This window comes from Paraburkholderia guartelaensis (assembly GCF_004353905.1).
Taxonomy (GTDB): Bacteria; Pseudomonadota; Gammaproteobacteria; order Burkholderiales; family Burkholderiaceae; genus Paraburkholderia; species Paraburkholderia guartelaensis.
Window position 1 is genome coordinate 138,919 of the sequence record NZ_SMOD01000015.1, and the last position, 17,124, is coordinate 156,042.

Sequence of the window (17,124 nt, forward strand, 5' to 3'; positions counted from 1 at the left end):
AAAGCACGGAAAGAACGGGGAGTAAAACAAGGCTCCCTCAACGGCTGGAGGTCTATGGCCCACCTTAGGAGGAGAAATGTCATGTTGAAAAGAAAACTGATCAGTGCCGTAATCGGAGTGGGCGCGCTCGTGGGCGCGTCCAGCTTGGCCTATGCTGAGGAACCCTACATTCCGATCATTTCGAAGGGCTTTCAGCATCAGTTCTGGCAAGCCGTGAAATCCGGCGCGGAACAGTCGGCGAAGGCGAACAACGTCAGGATCACGTTCGAAGGTCCTGAAACCGAGGCCATGGTCGACAAGCAGATCGACATGCTTTCGGCCGCGCTCGCCAAGAAGCCGCAGGCGCTCGGCATTGCCGCGCTCGACAGCAAGGCCGCCATTCCGCTGCTCAAACGCGCACAGTCCAGCAAGATCCCTGTGATCGCGTTCGACTCGGGTGTGGACAGCGATATTCCGCTCACGACCTGCGCCACGGACAACCTCGCCGCCGCCGCGCTCGCCGCCGACAAGATGGCGGAGATGATCGGCAATTCCGGCGAAGTCGGCGTGATCGTGCATGACCAGACGAGCCGCACGGGTATCGACCGGCGCGACGGCTTCCTCAACGAGATGAAGACGAAGCACCCGGGCATCAAGATCGTTTCCGTGCAGTACGGCGCGGGTGACCACCTGAAGTCGGCGGAAATCGCCAAGGCCATGATTCAGGCGAACCCGAATCTCAAGGGCATTTTCGGTGCCAATGAAGGCTCGGCGGAAGGCGCGGCGATCGGTGTGAAGGAGTCGGGCAAGAAGCTGGTGCTGATCGGCTTCGACTCGGGCAAGGAGCAGAAGGAAGCCATCATGTCCGGCCTGATGGCGGGCGCGATCACGCAGAACCCGGTCGGTATCGGCAAGTGCGTCGTCGATTCCGCGGCGAAGGCGTTGAAGGGCGAAACGCTGCCCAAGAAGATCGACACGGGCTTTTACTGGTACGACAAGACCAATATGAGCGACCCGAAGATCGCGGCGGTGCTTTACGACTGATTGGTATTGGGGTGGGTCACCCGCAGGACGAAAGGAAGAGCCGTGGCTCTTCCTTTTCGTTTTGTGAGTCTGCGGCGCACTTCACTCGGAAGCTGTCGCCCCTGCCGGCGAGCGCCGGGGTGAACGCGAACCGTCCTTCGCAGCGAACACGTAGTAGGTCAGCGCGGTCGCGACGAGGCCAACCATCCACGAGACATCGGCGTCGCCGACGATCGACGCGAGCGGGCCGTGGAAAAAGCTTTCCGCCATGAACGGCACCTGCACCGCGATGCCGAAGAGGTAGATGGCGATGGCCTTGAAGTTGAAGGACCCGTACATGCCACCGTGGTTGCTCACGATTTCCGCGACGCGATAGCGCCGGTTGTTGATCAGATAGAAGTCGACCAGATTGATCGCGACCCACGGCGCGAGCACGATGCGCATCGCAAAGATCGCCGTCAGGAAGATCGAGATGAAATTGCTCGAGGCCCACAGCGCCGTGACAGTAGAGGCGACCAGCAGGGCGGTCGAAAAGACGATGCGCACGGTGCGGCCCGGGACCCAGTCGGGGCGGAAGGTCTGCGCGGCGGTAATGAACGACAACACCCCGCCATACAGATTCATGCCGTTGTGGCCGATGATGTTGACCAGGAAGAGGAAGATCAGCACATAGCCGAACACGCCCGTTTGCGTGCGGATGGCTTGCATGGCGTCGGTGGAGTGGCCGGTGCTGACCGCGAGCACGCCGAAGAGAAACGCGAAGATGGTGCCGAGCGAGGTGCCGAAATACGTGAACGCGAAGGTCTTCGCAAAGCCCGCCGAGGTCGGCAGGTAGCGCGAATAATCGGACGTGTAGGGCGCGAAGCTGATTTGCCAGACGGCGCAAAGCCCGAACATCGCGAACCAGTTCGACACGTCGAAATGGCCCTGCTGCAAGATCTGCGCGTTGAGGCCCGGTGCCATCATGATCATGCCGATCAGGAGTGCGCCGCCCATGAACCACGCACCAATCTTGTTGAAGCGGTGGATGAAGTGATAGCCGATCACGCCGACGAGCGTCGCCAGAATCGCGCCGAGCACCGTGCCCACCGGCACGGGCACCGCAGGCGCGGCGGTGTGGAGCGTCTTGCCCGCGAGGATGATGTTCGAGACGAAGAAGCCGAGGTAGATCAGCGTGGTGAAACTGACCACGAGCAGCGAGCCGTAGCGGCCGAATTGCGCGCGGCTTTGAATCATCTGCGGCACGCCGACGAGCGGACCTTGCGCAGAGGTGAGGGCGTGGAAAATGGCGCCGAAGAATTGCCCGGCGACGATGGCGAAAATCGCGCTCATCACGTCGAGGTGAAAGACCAGAACCGAAGTCGCGCCGGAAATCACCGCAAGCGGCGCGACATTCGTGCAGAACCACAACGTGAACAAATCGGCTGGCTTGCCATGCCGATTCTCGGGAGCGACATACTCGATCGAGTTGCTTTCAATGGTCAGAACGCTGTTGTCGTTCGCCGGGTTTTTCATAGTGTCTCCATCTTTATTGCACAGGCTGGGCCGCGCCACGAAGGTGGCGCAGCGTTGCCTTGAACGGCTTTGAAGCGGCTTTGGAACGGCTTTGAAGCGGTACAGCAGGGAACGGATCAGCGCATCACGAACGGATCGCTGATCGGTTCGTCCGACGTGCGCAGCCACACGGACTTCGTCGTCGTGTATTCGAGTGCGGCAGCCATACCGCCCTCGCGGCCGTGCCCGGAAAGCCCGAAGCCGCCGAACGGCACGAGCGGCGAAACCGCCCGATAGGTGTTGATCCAGACGATCCCCGAGCGCACGCGCCGCGAAACGCGATGCGCGCGCGTGAGGTTGGTGGTGAAGATGCCCGCGGCGAGTCCGTAGGCGGTGCTGTTCGCCTTCTCGATGGCTTCCTGTTCGGAAGTGAACGTATCCACCGAAAGCACGGGGCCGAACAACTCCGTCGTGATGCTGTCCGCGTTGCTCACGCCCGAGCAGTCCAGAATCGTCGGCGCGTAGTAGTAGCCGTCGCGCTCCAGCGCCTTGCCGCCCGCGAGCACCTTGGCCCCCTGGCTCACAGAACTCGCGACGATCTTCTCGATATTGCGCAGTTGCCTTTCGGTGCACAGCGGCCCGTATTCCGTCGTCATTTCGTTGGGCGAGCCCACGCGAATACGCGAAACGCGCTCCACGAGCAACGCGAGGAATTCGTCCTTGACGGACGCCTCGATCAAAAGACGCGAGCCCGCCACGCAGCTTTGACCGCTTGCCGCGAAAATCGCCGCGACCTGCGCGTTCACCGCGCTCTGGATGTCGGTATCGGCGAACACGATGAAAGGCGACTTACCGCCCAACTCCAGCGAGACTTTCGCGAGATTGTTCGACGTGTTCCTGACGATATGCCGCGCGGTTTCAGGGCCGCCCGTGAAGGCCACCTTGTCCACCTTGGGATGGCTGCTGAGCACCGCGCCGCATTCCGGCCCGAAGCCGGTGATCACGTTGACCACGCCTGGCGGAAATCCCGCCTCGTGCACGAGTCTCGCGAATTCGAGCAGCGGGCCGGGCGCTTCCTCGGAAGCCTTCAGGACGACCGTGCAACCGGCGGCGAGCGCCGGTCCGACCTTCACGGCGGAAAGGAACAACTGGCTGTTCCATGGAACGATGGCGGCGACCACGCCGACGGGCTGCCGTTCGAGCCAGACCTGCATGTCCGGCTTATCGACGGGAATATGGCTGCCTTCGATCTTGTCGGCGATCCCGGCGTAGTAGCGGTAGTACTCGGCCACATAAGCGATCTGGCTCGACGTCTCGCGAATGATCTTGCCGGTGTCGTTCGTTTCAATTTCAGCGAGTCGCGGCGCAGCCTTTTCGACGAGCCCGGCCAGCTTGTACAGCAGCTTGCCGCGCGCCGAGGCGGTGAGGCCGGCCCACGCGGAATCGGTCAGCGCGCGGTTGGCCGCCTCGACGGCAAGGTTGACCTGCTCCGTGCGCGCTTCGGGCATTTGCGCCCACACTTTGCCCGTGGCCGGGTTCACGCTGCCGAACGTCGCGGCGCCCGGTTCGAACTGGCCATCGATATACAGCTGAAAATGAAAATCCATGGAATCTGCCCCTTACCTGAATGCAGGCATGACGTCGTTGATCATGCGCTCGAGTGACGCCTTCTTGCGCTCGAAGCTCATGCCGGTATCGATCCAGAACGAGTACTCGTCGAAGCCGAGTTTCTCGTAGGCCCGCAGACGCCCGATCACTTCCTCGGGCGTGCCGATGACGTTGTTCTTGCGCATCGCCTCGGGCGTGTAGAACGGGTGAGCGGCCATCTCTTCCTTCGTGAGCGGCTTGATCATGCCGCGGCTCACGGGGCGCTCATTCTTGAACCACGCGCCGAAGTAGTTGTAGAACGTGTTCACTTCGTCTGCCGCGATCTGCGCGTCGTCTTCGCTGCTCGCCACATACGTGTGACGCAGCAGCATGATCTGCGGGCGCGGCACGTTGCTGAACTTCTCGCACGCGGCGTTGAAGTGGCCGACGAGCTTCTCGACCTCTTCGTCGCCGAAATGCAGCGGCGTCACCTGCACGTTGCAACCGTTGGACACCGCGAATTCGTGGCTGTTCGGATCGCGCGCGGCCACCCAGATCGGCGGATGCGGGCGCTGCAGCGGCAACGGCGACGACGTGGTCGAGGGGAATTTCCAGAACTCGCCTTCGTGCGCGTAATCGCCTTCCCACAGCTTTTTCACGGCCGGAATGAGTTCGCGCATGCGCTGGCCTGCGCCCCACGCGTCGAGCCCCGGCATCAGGCGTTCGTACTCGAACGAGTATGCGCCTCGCGCGATGCCCAGATCCAGACGGCCATTCGAGATGATGTCGGTCATCGCGGCTTCGCCGGCGAGCTTGATCGGGTGCCAGAAGGGCGCAATGACCGTGCCCGTGCCGAGCCTCACGTTCTTCGTCTTGTTGGCGAGGTCAGCGATGTTGAGGAACGGATTGGGCGCGATCGTGAAGTCCATCGCGTGGTGCTCGCCGGTCCAGATGGCGTGCATGCCGCCGCGATCGGCGATCTGGCACAGCTCGATCATTTCGTCATACAACTGCTTCTGACTGGTCTGGTCGGAGACGCGCTCCATGTGAACAAAAAGCGAAAATCGCATGATGGAACCTTTCAGGAATGAAGCGGGCGGACTGTGCCGTTGCTATGGTCGCCGAAGTACATCCCGTAGCTCTTCAGTTCGCTTTCCTTGCGGTAGCGCTGGAGCATGCTGGCGAGTGCGCTGTCCTGGAACGCTTGCGTTTGCACGTCTTCCAGGCTGACGAACTGGGCCGAGGCGTCGCCCGCAGCGGCGAGCTCGTCGGGCGCGCTGCACAGGAACGAGATGTACTGGTAATGGGTTTCGGTGTTGTTGTAGACCGAATAAATGAAGCTTGCCGATGCGTCGGGCTGGTACTTCGCGAAGATCTCGGCGAGCGCCTTGTCGGCGCCTTCCTTGCCGATCTCTTTCGAAGGCAGTCCCCATTTGCCGTCGGCGGTCTTCACGAGGAGCACCTTGTCCTCGCGCGCGATGATCGCGCTCACGACCACCTTCGGACCCGCGATGACTTCCGCCGATACCCTGGCCGGCGTGAAATAACCGCCGCGATAGTAGCCGAGGCCAGCGAAGCCCGCGGAATGAAACGCCTCGACCCGGCCGACGATCAGCGCGTGGTCGCCCGCGTCGATCACGGCGTGCGTCGTGCAGTCGAACCAGGCGCTGACGTCGCCGATGAGCGGGTTGCGGTTGGCGCTCAATTGCCAGTTCACGTTGGCGAAGCGGTCGTCGCTCGGCCGCGCGAACGTGTTGGACAAATCCTTTTGTCCTTCCGCGAGGATGTTGATGGCGAAGTGGCCCGCGGTGGAAAACGTCTGGTAGTTGCCCGACGTCTTCGCAATGCTCACCAGCAGCAGGGCGGGGTCGAGCGAAACGGACGAAAACGAATTGGCGGTGAAGCCGAGCGGCTTGCCGTCGTCCGTGGCGGTCGTCACGATCGTCACGCCCGTCATGAACGCGCCGAACGCGTCGCGCAGCTCGCGCGTGTTGATCTTCGCTGCTTCCGGTTGAACTACCTGGCTCGTGTCTTGGCTCGCTTTTTCGTTCATTTCACACTTCCACTTCGTGGTTTTCCGCCTGCGGCTCCGTTTGCAACCAGGCCCGCAGCGCGCAATTGACTTCGTCAGGCGCGGTCAGGTTCACCATGTGGCGCTCGTTTTCGATCACCACCGCCGTGCCGTTGTGCGCGGCTTGCGCCATCTGTCTTGCCATCTCCGCCGTCGAGTTCGGATCGTCGGAGCCGGTCAGGACGAGAGCAGGGCAGCGAATCGTGTGCCAGCCGTCGGCGTACACGTCGTCTCCGCCCGCAAACGCCGTATAGGCCGTGGCGTAGCCCGCGAGGTTCACCGACTTCAGCCACGACTCGACCTTTTGTGCCGCCACTTGCTGCGCTTCCTCGGCGTTGAACCAGCGCCGCAGCGGCGTATCCACGTCGATGGTGCCCGAGCGCAGCTCGGCGGCGCGCTGCAGCACCGCTTCGCGCGCCTCTTCGGTACGCCGGTACACACCGTTCAGGACTGCCACACGCTTGACCAGATCGGGGCGCGTGACCGCGACGCCGGCCGCGATCAACGAACCCATCGAGTGCCCGGCCAGATTGACGGGGCCGAGATTCAGCGCCTCGATGAAACTGGTTGCCCACTCAACGAACTGCGGCAAGCCGGCGCCTGCTTCGAGCGCATCGCTTTGACCGTGGCCCGGCATGTCGACCGAAATCACGCGGAATTCGGCCGAGAGTTCTTCGATCTGCGGATACCACGCACTCGCCTGCATGCCCACGCCGTGAATCAGCACGAGCGGTTCGCCCGCGCCTTGCTCCAGATAGTGCGCGATGCGCTTATTTGACAGCTGCAGGGTTCTTGACGTCATTTCCGAGCTCTGCGAGGTCTTTGTAGCGATCGCCAATGCGGTGATGCGGACGGCCGCCCGTTGCGGCGCCAATGGCGATGACGAGTTCGTCGGCGGCCGGCGCATCGGCAATCGAGAACTGGAGCGTGAGGTAGTGCGAGCGGCGGCCTTCGTCGTTCTTGTCCATCATCGGGATGAGCAACGGCGCATTCGCCGGGCCGCGCGTGTTGTTGAACGCGAGATACGACTTCGCGCCGACAGCCGAGCGATAGGTGTTGCCGAAGTGCAGCGTGTGAATGAGCGCGGACGCATGCTCCAGTTCGCCCGAAAGACCCACGATGGCGCTCTTGCCGAACGCTTCGACCGCTTCGCCCGAACCGGCTTCGTCGATGATGAGCTTCGTGAGGTGCTCGCTCAGTTGTGGCGCGAGTTCACGAATCTCGGGCGAGAGGTCTTCCACGTAACCGCGGCCCGCCCACGGGTTCTTGATGACCGCGACCGCGCCGATCATTTTCAGCGGCTTCGCAGCGGCCTTGTCGCCGTCTACGAAGACGTTCTCGACATGGAGGATGGATTTGCGAATCAGGCTCATGGCAACTTCCTTCGTACGTTGATTGTGTGAAGCATTGTGGTATACCATGTTACGGCATGCCATGAGTGTTAACCCGATAGCTCACGGCGAGCCCCGTCTGGCAAGGGATTGCCGCTTTTTCGACATGAATTCGACGATGGAAAACAAGGAGGAGAGATGACTGCTTACTGGATTGCCCATGTGACCGTGCTGGACCCCGTGAAATACAAGGACTACACGGACATCGCGCCGTTGGCGTTCAAGAAGTTCGGCGCTGTATTCCTCGCGCGCGGGGGCGCCGCGCAGGCGCTGGAAGGCGAGTCGTTCGCGCGCCACGTCGTGATCCAGTTCCCCGACATGCAAACGGCGCTCGACTGCTATCGCTCGCCGGAGTATCAGGCGGCCAAGGCGAAGCGCGACGGGCATTGCGTTGCGCAGATCACGATCGTCGAGGGGCTGGAGGGCTGACGAAGCCGTTGCGGCGGGTGCGAAAAGCGGGGGCAAAAGCGCAGGCAGAAGGAAAGCTGGACGTCAGTTGCGTCATAATATGGCATTCCATGTCCGTGCTCTTATGCGCGGTCTTTCGTCCATTTCCGACTGCCGCCTATGCAAGACCTCAAAATCGACCGCAATGCCAAGACCCTGCGTGAACTCACGCTCGACAAACTGCGCGGCGCGATAGTCCAGGGGTATTTCCGGCCGGGCACGCGCCTCGTCGAACGCACGTTGTGCGACGAGCTTGGCGTGAGCCGCACGGTGGTGCGCGAGGTGCTTCGGCATCTCGAGACCGAAGGGCTGGTCGAGATCGTCGCGCGGCAAGGGCCGATCGTGGCGCGGCTCGATCCCACGCAAGTGGGCGAGATCTACGAGTTGCGCGGGCTGCTCGAAGCCAACGCGGCCCGGGCCTGCGCCGAGAACGCCACGCCCGAAGTCGTGCAGCAACTGCGCGCGATCCGCGCGATCATCGAGGACGCGTTCGAGAAGCGCGACCTGCCGCGCGTGGTGGAGCACACCGAGCGCTTCTATGAAACGCTGTTCGAAGCTGCCAACAAGCAGGTGTCGCTCACGGTCGTCAAGACGCTCAACGCGCGCATCAACCGCTTGCGTGCCTTGACCATCGCGATGCCGGGGCGCGGCGGCGACTCCAACCGCGAAATGAACCTGCTGCTCGACGCGATCGAGCGGCGCGACGGCGAAGCGGCCTCCGCGGCATCGTTCGCACATATCAAGCGCGTCTCCGAGCTGGCGCTCTCGGCGCTTGCCCAGCAGAACGAGGGTCTCAGCGACGCCTGAGGCTTTAGCTAACCCGCCAGCCTAAAAAGGCCGCCGGCACACGCCGGCGGCCTTTTCTTTTGTCTGCGCAATTCAGACGGTCGATCGCGGCCTAAACCATGCCAGTGCGCCCGCGAGTGATCTCATGGTATTCCATAATACGCAATAGTTTGTTGTGGGCCATAAGATGGCATACCATAATCTCATCGAACGTGAACTCCGGCGGTTTTCCGTATCGCTCGAGTCGCCGGATGGAGCCTGAATTCCATGAAGCCTGCTTTCGCCTCCGAACATGCCGTCTCGCGCGCTCAGCGCGGTCGAACGGCGGGTACGTGCTACAGCGTGTACGCGCCGCAATCGAGCGCCGCGTGCGAAACCGTGGTGCTGATCCATGGCGTGGGCATGAACCAGAGCGTGTGGGCGCCGCAGATCGATGCGTTGTCCGAATCGTTTCGCGTGGTCGCCTACGACATGCTGGGCCACGGCGAGAGCGCGCTGCCGAGCGCACAACCCACGCTCGACGAATACGCCGCGCAGCTCGAGTCGCTGCTCGACGCCATCGAGGTCGAGCGCGCACACGTGGTGGGGCACTCGATGGGCGCGCTCGTCGCGCTCGAATTCGCGCTGCTCAATGCGCCGCGCACGTTGAGCGTCGTTGCGCTGAACGCGGTGTACGACCGCACGCCGGCGCAGCGCGAAGCGGTGATGACGCGCGCGGCGAGTCTCGGCGAAGCGCCGGCCGCAAGCGGCGTGGACGCGACGCTCTCGCGCTGGTTCGGCGACCCGATTCCGGGGCATCTGACCCAGGCGGCGCAGGCGGTGCGTGCGCTGCTGCTTGCCGTCGATCCCGTGGGCTACGCGCGCACCTACCGTCTTTTCGCGTCATCCGACGATGCGCACGTGGGGCGTCTCGCGAGTCTCGCGGTGCCGGCGCTCTTTCTCACCGGCGAGTGCGATCCGAATTCGAGCGGGCAGATGTCGCACGCGATGGCGGCCGTCGCGCCACGCGCCCGCGCGGAAGTGATCGCGAACGCGCGCCACATGATGAACGTCACCGACCCGGAACGCGTCAACGCAAGCCTGCTCGCGTTCCTCGCCGAAGCATCGGCAACGCATACAGCAAATACCGCAGCAAACACAGGAGAACGCCATGGCTGAGCTGATGACTGCCCAACCCGCGCAACCGGCTTTCGATATCGCCGAATTTCGCCGCGCGCTGGGCGCGTTCGTGACGGGCGTGACCGTCGTCACGACGATCCAGCCCGACGGCTCGCCGCGCGGCTTCACGGCCAACTCGTTCACCTCGGTGTCGCTCGACCCGCCGCTCATTCTGGTGTGCATCGCGAAGACGGCGTCGAGCTATGCGGTGTTCTCGCAAACGCGTCGCTTCGCCGTGAGCGTGCTCGCCGAAGACCAGCAGCAGGTGTCGGGCGTGTTCGCCTCGAAGGCCGCCGACAAGTTCACGCAAGTGCCCTGGAGCACGCGCAAAACGGGCGCGCCCGTGATGGACGGCGCGGCGGCGAGCTTCGACTGCACGACGCATGAAGTCGTGGACGCTGGCGACCACATCATCCTGATCGGCCGCGTGGTGGACTTCGTGCAAACGAGTTCGACGCCGCTTGGCTACTGCCGCGGCGCATACGTGAACTTCAGCCTCTCGCAGGACGCGCTGGCCGCAGCCGGTGTGCGCGCGAAAGTGGGCGCGATTCTCGAGCACCGCGACGGCCTCGTGCTGATCGACACGCCCGATGGCGTCACGTTGCCGACGGGCGTCAAGCTCGAACCGGCAAGCGATGCGGCGAGCCTGCGCGGCGTGCTCGCGAAGCTCGGCCTGCGCGCGCATCTCGACTTTCTCTTCGCCGTGTTCGAAGACGGCAGCGGCAAAGGGCCGGGCGAGCACATCTATTACCGCGGCCGCGTGATTCACAACGGATCGCCCTGGCTCGACAGCAGCATCCGCATCGTGCCGCTCTCGCAGATCCCCTGGGACGAAGTGAGCGACGACGCCGTGCGCTCGATGCTCGAACGCTACGTGCGCGAACGCAAGCAGGACGCCTTCGGCATTTACGTGGGCGACAGCGAAGCCGGCACCGTGCAGCCGCTCGCCCTCGCGCATTGATAGCACGTCACAGAACACAACCATGAAGAAGCCGGCGCGTTTTCCCGCAGCCGGCCTGACGAAGCGACAACCAACCGTTTCACCGGAGACAGCCATGAGCAGCAGAAGCACCTCGTTTATCGCGCCGATGTTCGTTGCGTGCGCAGCGACACTCGCAGCAGCACCCGCACTGGCCGCGGACCCCATCGTCTTCACGAGCTGGGGCGGCACCACGCAATCGTCGCAACAGAAGGATTGGGCGCAGCCGTTCACGCAGGCGAGCGGCATCACTGTCCTGATGGACGGCCCGACCGACTACGGCAAGCTCAAGCCGATGGTCGACAGCGGCAACGTGAGCTGGGACGTCGTGGACGTGGAGGGCGACTTCGCCTATGCCGCACAAAAGGCCGGCCTGATCGAGCCGATCGACTATTCGGTGGTGAAGAAGGACGATCTGGACCCGCGCTTCGCGTCGCAGGCCGCGGTGGGCAGCTTCTATTACTCGTTCGTGCTCGGCTACAACAAGGCGAAATACACGGGCGCGCAGCCGCAAACCTGGGCTGACCTGTTCGACACCAAGCGCTTCCCCGGCAAGCGCACGTTCTACAAGTGGTCGGCGCCGGGCGTGCTCGAAATCGCGCTGCTCGCCGACGGCGTGCCGCCCAACAAGCTCTATCCGCTCGACCTCGACCGCGCGTTCAAGAAGCTCGACACGATCAAGAGCGACATCGTGTGGTGGAGCGGCGGCGCGCAGTCGCAACAACTGCTCGCGTCAGGCGAGGCGCCGATCGGCATGTTCTGGAACGGCCGCCTGCACGCGCTCGCGCAAACCGGCGTGCCCGTCGGCATTTCGTGGAACCAGAACCTCACCGCCGCCGACATGCTCGTGATCCCGAAGGGCGCGAAGCACCGCGACGCGGCGATGAAGTATCTCGCCGCAGCGACGAGCCCGCAGGCCCAGGCCAAATTCGCGGCCGATACGGGTTACGCGCCGATCAACGTGAAGTCGGCCGCGCTGATGTCGCCGGCCATGGCGAAGACGCTGCCCGATCAATACAAGGCATCGCAGATCAATCTCGACATGAAGTACTGGGCCGAGAACCGCGATGCGATTGCGAAACGCTGGTACGCGTGGCAATCGAAGTAAGCGAGTCCCGACGTCGCGAACCGGTTCAAAAGGAAACATCATGCCTAACGTATTGAGTACCGTCGCGCACCCGGCCGCGGCGGCCACGCGCAAACGGCGCGACTGGCGCAGCATGCGGCTGCTGGCGCCCGCCATGCTGCTGCTCGTGATCTTCTTCCTGCTGCCGGTGCTCTCGCTGCTGCTGCGCAGCGTGCTGGAGCCGACGCCGGGCCTGCATAACTACCAGCAACTGCTCGGCTCGACCACGTATTTGCGCGTGTTCGGCAATACGTTTCTCGTGGCGACGGTCGTGACGCTCGTCACGCTGCTCGTGGGCTTTCCGATGGCGTGGCTGCTCGCCATCGCGCCGCGCAAGGTCAGCGCCGTGTTCTTCGCGATCCTGCTGTTGTCGATGTGGACCAACCTGCTCGCACGGACCTTCGCGTGGATGGTGTTGCTGCAGGAAACGGGACCGATCAACCGCATGCTGATGGCGATTGGCGTGATCCATGAGCCGCTCTCGCTCGTCAACAACTTGACGGGCGTGACGATCGGCATGACGTACATCATGCTGCCGTTTCTCGTGATGCCGCTGCACGCCACGCTGCGCAGCATCGACCCGTCGACGCTGCGCGCCGCCGCCGTGTGCGGTGCGAGCCGCTGGCAGGCGTTCTGGCGCATTCTCGTGCCGCTCGCCATGCCGGGCGTCGCCTCGGGCGCGCTCATGGTGTTCGTGATGGCGCTGGGCTACTTCGTCACGCCCGCGCTCTTGGGCGGCCCGTCGTACATGATGCTCGCGGAACTCATTGCGCAGCTCGTGCAGGAACTCTTGAACTGGGGCCTCGCCGGCGCCGCCGCATTCGTGCTGCTCGCCGTGACGCTCTCGCTCTATGCGCTGCAACTGCGCTTCACGCGTCATGCACGCGCAAGTCTCGGAGGGCGCTGACATGTTGCTCGATTTCGATCGCCTGGGCGCGCTGCGCTGGATGTTGCTGGCCGTGGGCGGGGCCGTCGCGCTCTTTCTCCTGCTGCCGATCGTCTTTATCGTCGCGCTCTCGTTCGGCGACTCGCAGTGGCTCATCTTTCCTGCGCCGGGCTGGACGCTAGAGTGGTATCGCCAACTCTTCACCGATGCGGGCTGGATCGACTCGCTGCTCACAAGCGCGAAGCTCGCCGTGATCGTCACGGTGCTCTCCGTTGCCATCGGCTTTCTCGCTTCGCTTGCGCTCGTACGCGGCAAGTTTCGCGGGCGCGGTGCGGTCCAGGCCTTCTTCATCACGCCGATGGTGCTGCCGGTCGTGGTGCTCGCCGTCGCACTCTACGCGTTCTTCCTGCGCATCGGCATGAACGGGACGATGACGGGCTTCGTGATCGGCCACCTGATCATCGCCTTGCCGTTTTCGATCATCTCGATCAGCAATTCGCTCGCGAGCTTCGACACGTCGCTGGAAGACGCCGCGCTCATTTGCGGCGCCTCGCCGCTGATGGTGAAGCTGAAGGTCACGCTGCCGGCCATCCGGCTCGGGCTCTACGCCGCGGCGATCTTTTCGTTCCTCGCTTCGTGGGACGAGGTGGTCGTATCCATCTTCATGTCGAGCCCGACGCTGCAGACGCTGCCCGTGCGGATCTGGTCCACGCTGCGCCAGGACCTCACGCCTGTCGTTGCCGCGGCGTCTTCGCTGCTCGTCGCGTTGACAACGTTATTGATGCTGGCGGGCGCTTTCGTGCGCCGCGGCCGCTAATCGAGGTAAACAAGCCATGACTGCTTTCCTGCAAATCCAGCGCCTGCGCAAGACCTACGACGACGTCGTCGCCATCGACCAGGTGTCGCTCGATGTGCGCAAGGGCGAATTCATGACGTTCCTCGGACCGTCGGGGTCGGGCAAGAGCACGACGCTCTATATCGTCGCGGGCTTCCAGGAGCCGACGGAAGGGCGCGTGCTGCTCGACGGCAAGCCGCTGCTGGCGGTGGCGCCCAACAAGCGCAACATCGGCATGGTGTTTCAGCGCTATACGCTCTTTCCGCATCTCACGGTGGGTGAGAACGTGGCGTTTCCGCTGCGCGTGCGCCGCCGCCCCGAAGCCGAAGTCAAGGCGAAAGTGGAAAAGATGCTCAAGCTCGTGCATCTGTCCGAGTGCCGCGACCGCATGCCTGCACAGCTCTCGGGTGGCCAACAGCAGCGCGTGGCGATTGCGCGCGCGCTGGCCTACGATCCGCCCGTGCTGCTGATGGACGAACCGCTCTCGGCGCTCGACAAGAAGCTGCGCGAGGAAATCCAGCTCGAATTGCGCCGCATTCACCAGGAGACGGGCGTGACGATTCTCTACGTCACTCACGACCAGGAAGAAGCGCTGCGTCTTTCCGACCGCATCGCGGTGTTCAACAAAGGCCGCATCGAGCAGGTCGGCACGGGCGAGGAGCTTTACGCGAACCCGGCTTCGCGCTTTGTCGCGAGCTTCATCGGCAATTCGAATTTCCTGCCCGTGAAGGTGACGAAGAGCAGCGAAGGCCGCATGAACGGCGTGTTCCCGAATGGCCTTGAAATCGCCTCGGACGCGTTCAATCCGTCACTCTCCGCCGGCGACGACGGCACGCTGATGATCCGCCCGGAGCAGATGCGCCTCAGCTCGCTGCAAGGTGCAAACGGCACAACAGGCTTGCCCGTGACCGTGCGCGACGTCACCTATCTCGGCGACGCCATGCACTACGCGGTAGCCACGCCCTGGCAGCAGGAGATTTCGATCCGGATGCCGGCGGCGCATCGTCACGACGGCGGCATCATGATCGGCACGCAGGCGCTCGTCGACTGGGACGCGCGCGACGTGCGCCTGTTCGCGCAAGCGTGATGGCGGCTGTCATGAGTGACGCACTGCCATCGCTGCGGGTCGAACGTCCCACGGCCACGTTACGGGAACTCGCGCTCGAAAAAATGCGCACGGCCATACTGGAAGCGCATTTTCATCCAGGCGAGCGGCTGGTCGAGCGCTCGCTCTGCGAGATTCTCGGCGTGAGCCGCACCGTGGTGCGGGAGGTGTTGCGGCATCTGGAAACGGAGGGTCTGGTCGACTCGATTCCGAACCAGGGGCCGATTGTCGCCGTGCTCGACTTCGAGACGGCGGCGGAGATCTACGAGATACGCGCGCTGCTCGAAGGCGAAGCCGCCATGGCGTGCGCGCAGCATGCGGACGAGCGCACCGTCGCGGATCTCGCGGGCTTCATCGACCGGATTCAGGCGGCCTTCGAAGCGCAGGACCATCAGGCCGTGAGGGCGCTCACCACGGCTTTCTACGAGCGCATGTTCATTGCCGGGCAAAAGCGCGTGGCGTGGGAAATCGTGCAGTCGTTGACGGCGCGCATCAACCGCTTGCGAGCCCTGACGATCGCCTCCGACGACCGCGGCCGCCAGGCCGTCGATGAAATGCACCGCATCCTGGACGCCATTCAAGCCGGAAACGCGGCCAGTGCACGTGAGGCCGCGATCGCGCACGTGGACAGAGTGGCCGAGATTGCGCGCAAGCTGCTGGCGGAGGGGCACGAGCACGCGTCGTGGCGTCAGGCGGGATAACGCAGCCTGGCTCTACTGATTATTGGTGCGCTCTGCCTGAGTGCGCCATCAACTTTTTATGCATCGAAGGAAAGTCACGTGGAATTGAAGACCCTGTTGAAGGACGCGGCGCTGTTGCGCCATCAGGCTTATATCGATGGGCAATGGTGCCCCGCCGACTCGGGCGCGAGCTTTGACGTATTCGACCCGGCAACGGGCGCATCGCTCGGCAGCGTTCCTTTGATGGGAGAGGCCGAAACGGCGCGGGCGGTCGACGCGGCCAATGCCGCGTGGCCAGCATGGCGAGCGCGCACCGCCAAGGAGCGGGCGGCAGTCATGCGCCGCTGGTACGAACTGATGATCGAGCACGCCGACGATCTCGCGCTGATCCTGACCGCGGAGCAGGGCAAGCCGCTCGCGGAAGCGAAAGGCGAGATCACTTATGGCGCGTCGTTCATCGAATGGTTCGCCGAGGAAGGCAAGCGCGTGGCGGGCGACACGCTCGCGACTCCTGCTTCGGACAAGCGGCTCGTGGTCATCAAGGAGCCGATCGGCGTTTGCGCCGCCATCACGCCGTGGAATTTCCCCACGGCCATGATTACCCGCAAGGTGGGCCCGGCGCTCGCGGCAGGCTGCCCGATCGTCGTGAAGCCCGCGGAGGCCACGCCGTTTTCCGCACTCGCATTGGCGGTGCTGGCGGAGCGGGCCGGCGTGCCCAAGGGCGTGCTCAACATCGTCACCGGCGACCCCAAGGCGATTGGCGGCGCGATGACCAGCAGTCCTGTGGTTCGCAAGCTCTCGTTCACCGGTTCCACGGGCGTCGGGCGATTGCTGATGGCGCAAAGCGCGCCAACGGTGAAAAAGGTGACGCTCGAACTCGGCGGCAACGCGCCTTTCATCGTGTTCGACGACGCGGACCTCGATGCCGCAGTGGAAGGCGCCATCGCCTCGAAGTACCGCAACAACGGGCAAACGTGCGTCTGCACGAATCGCTTCTACGTGCATGAGCGGGTTTACGACGCGTTCGCCGCAAAGCTGGCAACGACCGTGAAGGCGCTGAAGGTCGGGCACGGCACGGAGGGCGGCGTCACGCTGGGGCCGCTCATCAACGAGGCGGCGGTCAAAAAGGTCGAAGCGCATATCGCCGATGCGGTGGGCAAAGGCGCGACGCTCGCCACGGGCGGAAAGCGTCACGCGCTCGGTCACGGCTTCTTCGAGCCTACGGTGCTGACCGGCGTCACCGCGCAAATGGATGTGGCGAGAGAAGAGACGTTCGGCCCGCTCGCGCCGCTGTTCCGTTTCTCGAGCGACGAAGAAGTGGTGAAGCTTGCCAACGACACGGAGTTCGGACTCGCCGCCTACTTCTACAGCCGCGATATCGGCCGCATCTGGCGCGTGGCCGAGCAACTCGAATACGGCATGGTGGGCATCAATACCGGATTGATCTCGAACGAGGTGGCGCCGTTTGGCGGCGTGAAGCAATCGGGTCTGGGCAGGGAAGGGTCGCACTACGGCATCGACGACTATCTCGTCATCAAGTACCTGTGCATGGCGGTTTGATCGCCGAACTCACACAA

Annotated in this window: 17 protein-coding genes; 11 read left to right on the top strand and 6 right to left on the bottom strand. The window is 63.6% G+C overall.

Annotation, left to right across the window (positions count from 1 at the left end; genetic code table 11):
- Nucleotides 1-81: 81 nt before the first annotated feature.
- Nucleotides 82-1,023, top strand: a complete 942-nt coding sequence (locus E1N52_RS20975; RefSeq protein ID WP_133184644.1) for an ABC transporter substrate-binding protein — start codon at nucleotides 82-84, stop codon at nucleotides 1,021-1,023.
- 81 nt (nucleotides 1,024-1,104) lie between these two features.
- Here E1N52_RS20975 and E1N52_RS20980 read toward each other — a convergent pair whose 3' ends face one another.
- The 6 genes from E1N52_RS20980 to E1N52_RS21005 all read right to left on the bottom strand — a co-directional run bounded on the left by E1N52_RS20980 (nucleotide 1,105) and on the right by E1N52_RS21005 (nucleotide 7,527).
- A complete protein-coding gene (locus E1N52_RS20980; RefSeq protein ID WP_133184645.1) occupies nucleotides 1,105-2,517 on the bottom strand; it encodes a purine-cytosine permease family protein in 1,413 nt (470 codons plus the stop codon).
- Nucleotides 2,518-2,633: 116 nt separating this feature from the next.
- A complete protein-coding gene (locus tag E1N52_RS20985) occupies nucleotides 2,634-4,103 on the bottom strand; it encodes an aldehyde dehydrogenase (protein WP_133184646.1) in 1,470 nt (489 codons plus the stop codon).
- Nucleotides 4,104-4,115: 12 nt separating this feature from the next.
- Nucleotides 4,116-5,153 (bottom strand): LLM class flavin-dependent oxidoreductase, encoded by a 1,038-nt coding sequence (locus tag E1N52_RS20990; protein WP_133184647.1) that lies wholly within the window; start codon nucleotides 5,151-5,153, stop codon nucleotides 4,116-4,118.
- 11 nt (nucleotides 5,154-5,164) lie between these two features.
- Nucleotides 5,165-6,136, bottom strand: coding sequence for a flavin reductase (locus E1N52_RS20995; protein WP_133184648.1), 972 nt, complete (start codon nucleotides 6,134-6,136; stop codon nucleotides 5,165-5,167).
- A gap of 1 nt (nucleotide 6,137) precedes the next feature.
- Entirely contained in the window at nucleotides 6,138-6,956 is an 819-nt protein-coding gene (locus tag E1N52_RS21000; RefSeq protein ID WP_133184649.1) for an alpha/beta fold hydrolase, read from the bottom strand.
- On the bottom strand, nucleotides 6,925-7,527 hold the full coding sequence (locus E1N52_RS21005) for an amino acid synthesis family protein (RefSeq protein ID WP_133184650.1): 603 nt from the start codon (nucleotides 7,525-7,527) through the stop codon (nucleotides 6,925-6,927). The genes E1N52_RS21000 and E1N52_RS21005 overlap by 32 nt, the downstream gene beginning before the upstream one ends.
- Nucleotides 7,528-7,683: 156 nt before the next feature.
- On the opposite strand from E1N52_RS21005, the gene E1N52_RS21010 reads away from it, so the two are divergent.
- The 10 genes from E1N52_RS21010 to E1N52_RS21055 all read left to right on the top strand — a co-directional run bounded on the left by E1N52_RS21010 (nucleotide 7,684) and on the right by E1N52_RS21055 (nucleotide 17,107).
- Entirely contained in the window at nucleotides 7,684-7,974 is a 291-nt protein-coding gene (locus E1N52_RS21010; protein ID WP_133184651.1) for a DUF1330 domain-containing protein, read from the top strand.
- 138 nt (nucleotides 7,975-8,112) lie between these two features.
- Nucleotides 8,113-8,799, top strand: coding sequence for a GntR family transcriptional regulator (locus E1N52_RS21015; RefSeq protein WP_133184652.1), 687 nt, complete (start codon nucleotides 8,113-8,115; stop codon nucleotides 8,797-8,799).
- Between the two features lie 246 nt (nucleotides 8,800-9,045).
- Nucleotides 9,046-9,936 (top strand): alpha/beta fold hydrolase, encoded by an 891-nt coding sequence (locus E1N52_RS21020; RefSeq protein ID WP_133184653.1) that lies wholly within the window; start codon nucleotides 9,046-9,048, stop codon nucleotides 9,934-9,936.
- Nucleotides 9,929-10,897: a flavin reductase gene (locus tag E1N52_RS21025; protein WP_133184654.1), complete on the top strand. Its 969-nt coding sequence runs from the start codon at nucleotides 9,929-9,931 to the stop codon at nucleotides 10,895-10,897. Before E1N52_RS21020 ends, E1N52_RS21025 begins: the two co-directional genes overlap by 8 nt.
- Before the next feature lie 94 nt (nucleotides 10,898-10,991).
- A complete protein-coding gene (locus E1N52_RS21030; RefSeq protein WP_133184655.1) occupies nucleotides 10,992-12,023 on the top strand; it encodes an ABC transporter substrate-binding protein in 1,032 nt (343 codons plus the stop codon).
- Nucleotides 12,024-12,063: 40 nt separating this feature from the next.
- A complete protein-coding gene (locus E1N52_RS21035; RefSeq protein ID WP_133184656.1) occupies nucleotides 12,064-12,948 on the top strand; it encodes an ABC transporter permease in 885 nt (294 codons plus the stop codon).
- 1 nt (nucleotide 12,949) lies between these two features.
- Nucleotides 12,950-13,744 carry an ABC transporter permease gene (locus tag E1N52_RS21040; protein WP_133184657.1) on the top strand — a complete coding sequence of 265 codons (795 nt, stop codon included), beginning with the start codon at nucleotides 12,950-12,952 and terminating at the stop codon, nucleotides 13,742-13,744.
- 16 nt (nucleotides 13,745-13,760) lie between these two features.
- On the top strand, nucleotides 13,761-14,849 hold the full coding sequence (locus E1N52_RS21045) for an ABC transporter ATP-binding protein (protein ID WP_133184658.1): 1,089 nt from the start codon (nucleotides 13,761-13,763) through the stop codon (nucleotides 14,847-14,849).
- An 11-nt stretch (nucleotides 14,850-14,860) separates the two neighbouring features.
- Complete coding sequence (locus E1N52_RS21050) at nucleotides 14,861-15,568, top strand: GntR family transcriptional regulator (RefSeq protein WP_133184659.1); 708 nt, start codon at nucleotides 14,861-14,863, stop codon at nucleotides 15,566-15,568.
- A 78-nt stretch (nucleotides 15,569-15,646) separates the two neighbouring features.
- The gene (locus tag E1N52_RS21055) at nucleotides 15,647-17,107 is read left to right on the top strand and encodes an NAD-dependent succinate-semialdehyde dehydrogenase (RefSeq protein ID WP_133184660.1); all 1,461 of its coding nucleotides are present in this window, start codon (nucleotides 15,647-15,649) and stop codon (nucleotides 17,105-17,107) included.
- The last annotated feature ends 17 nt before the right edge of the window (nucleotides 17,108-17,124 follow it).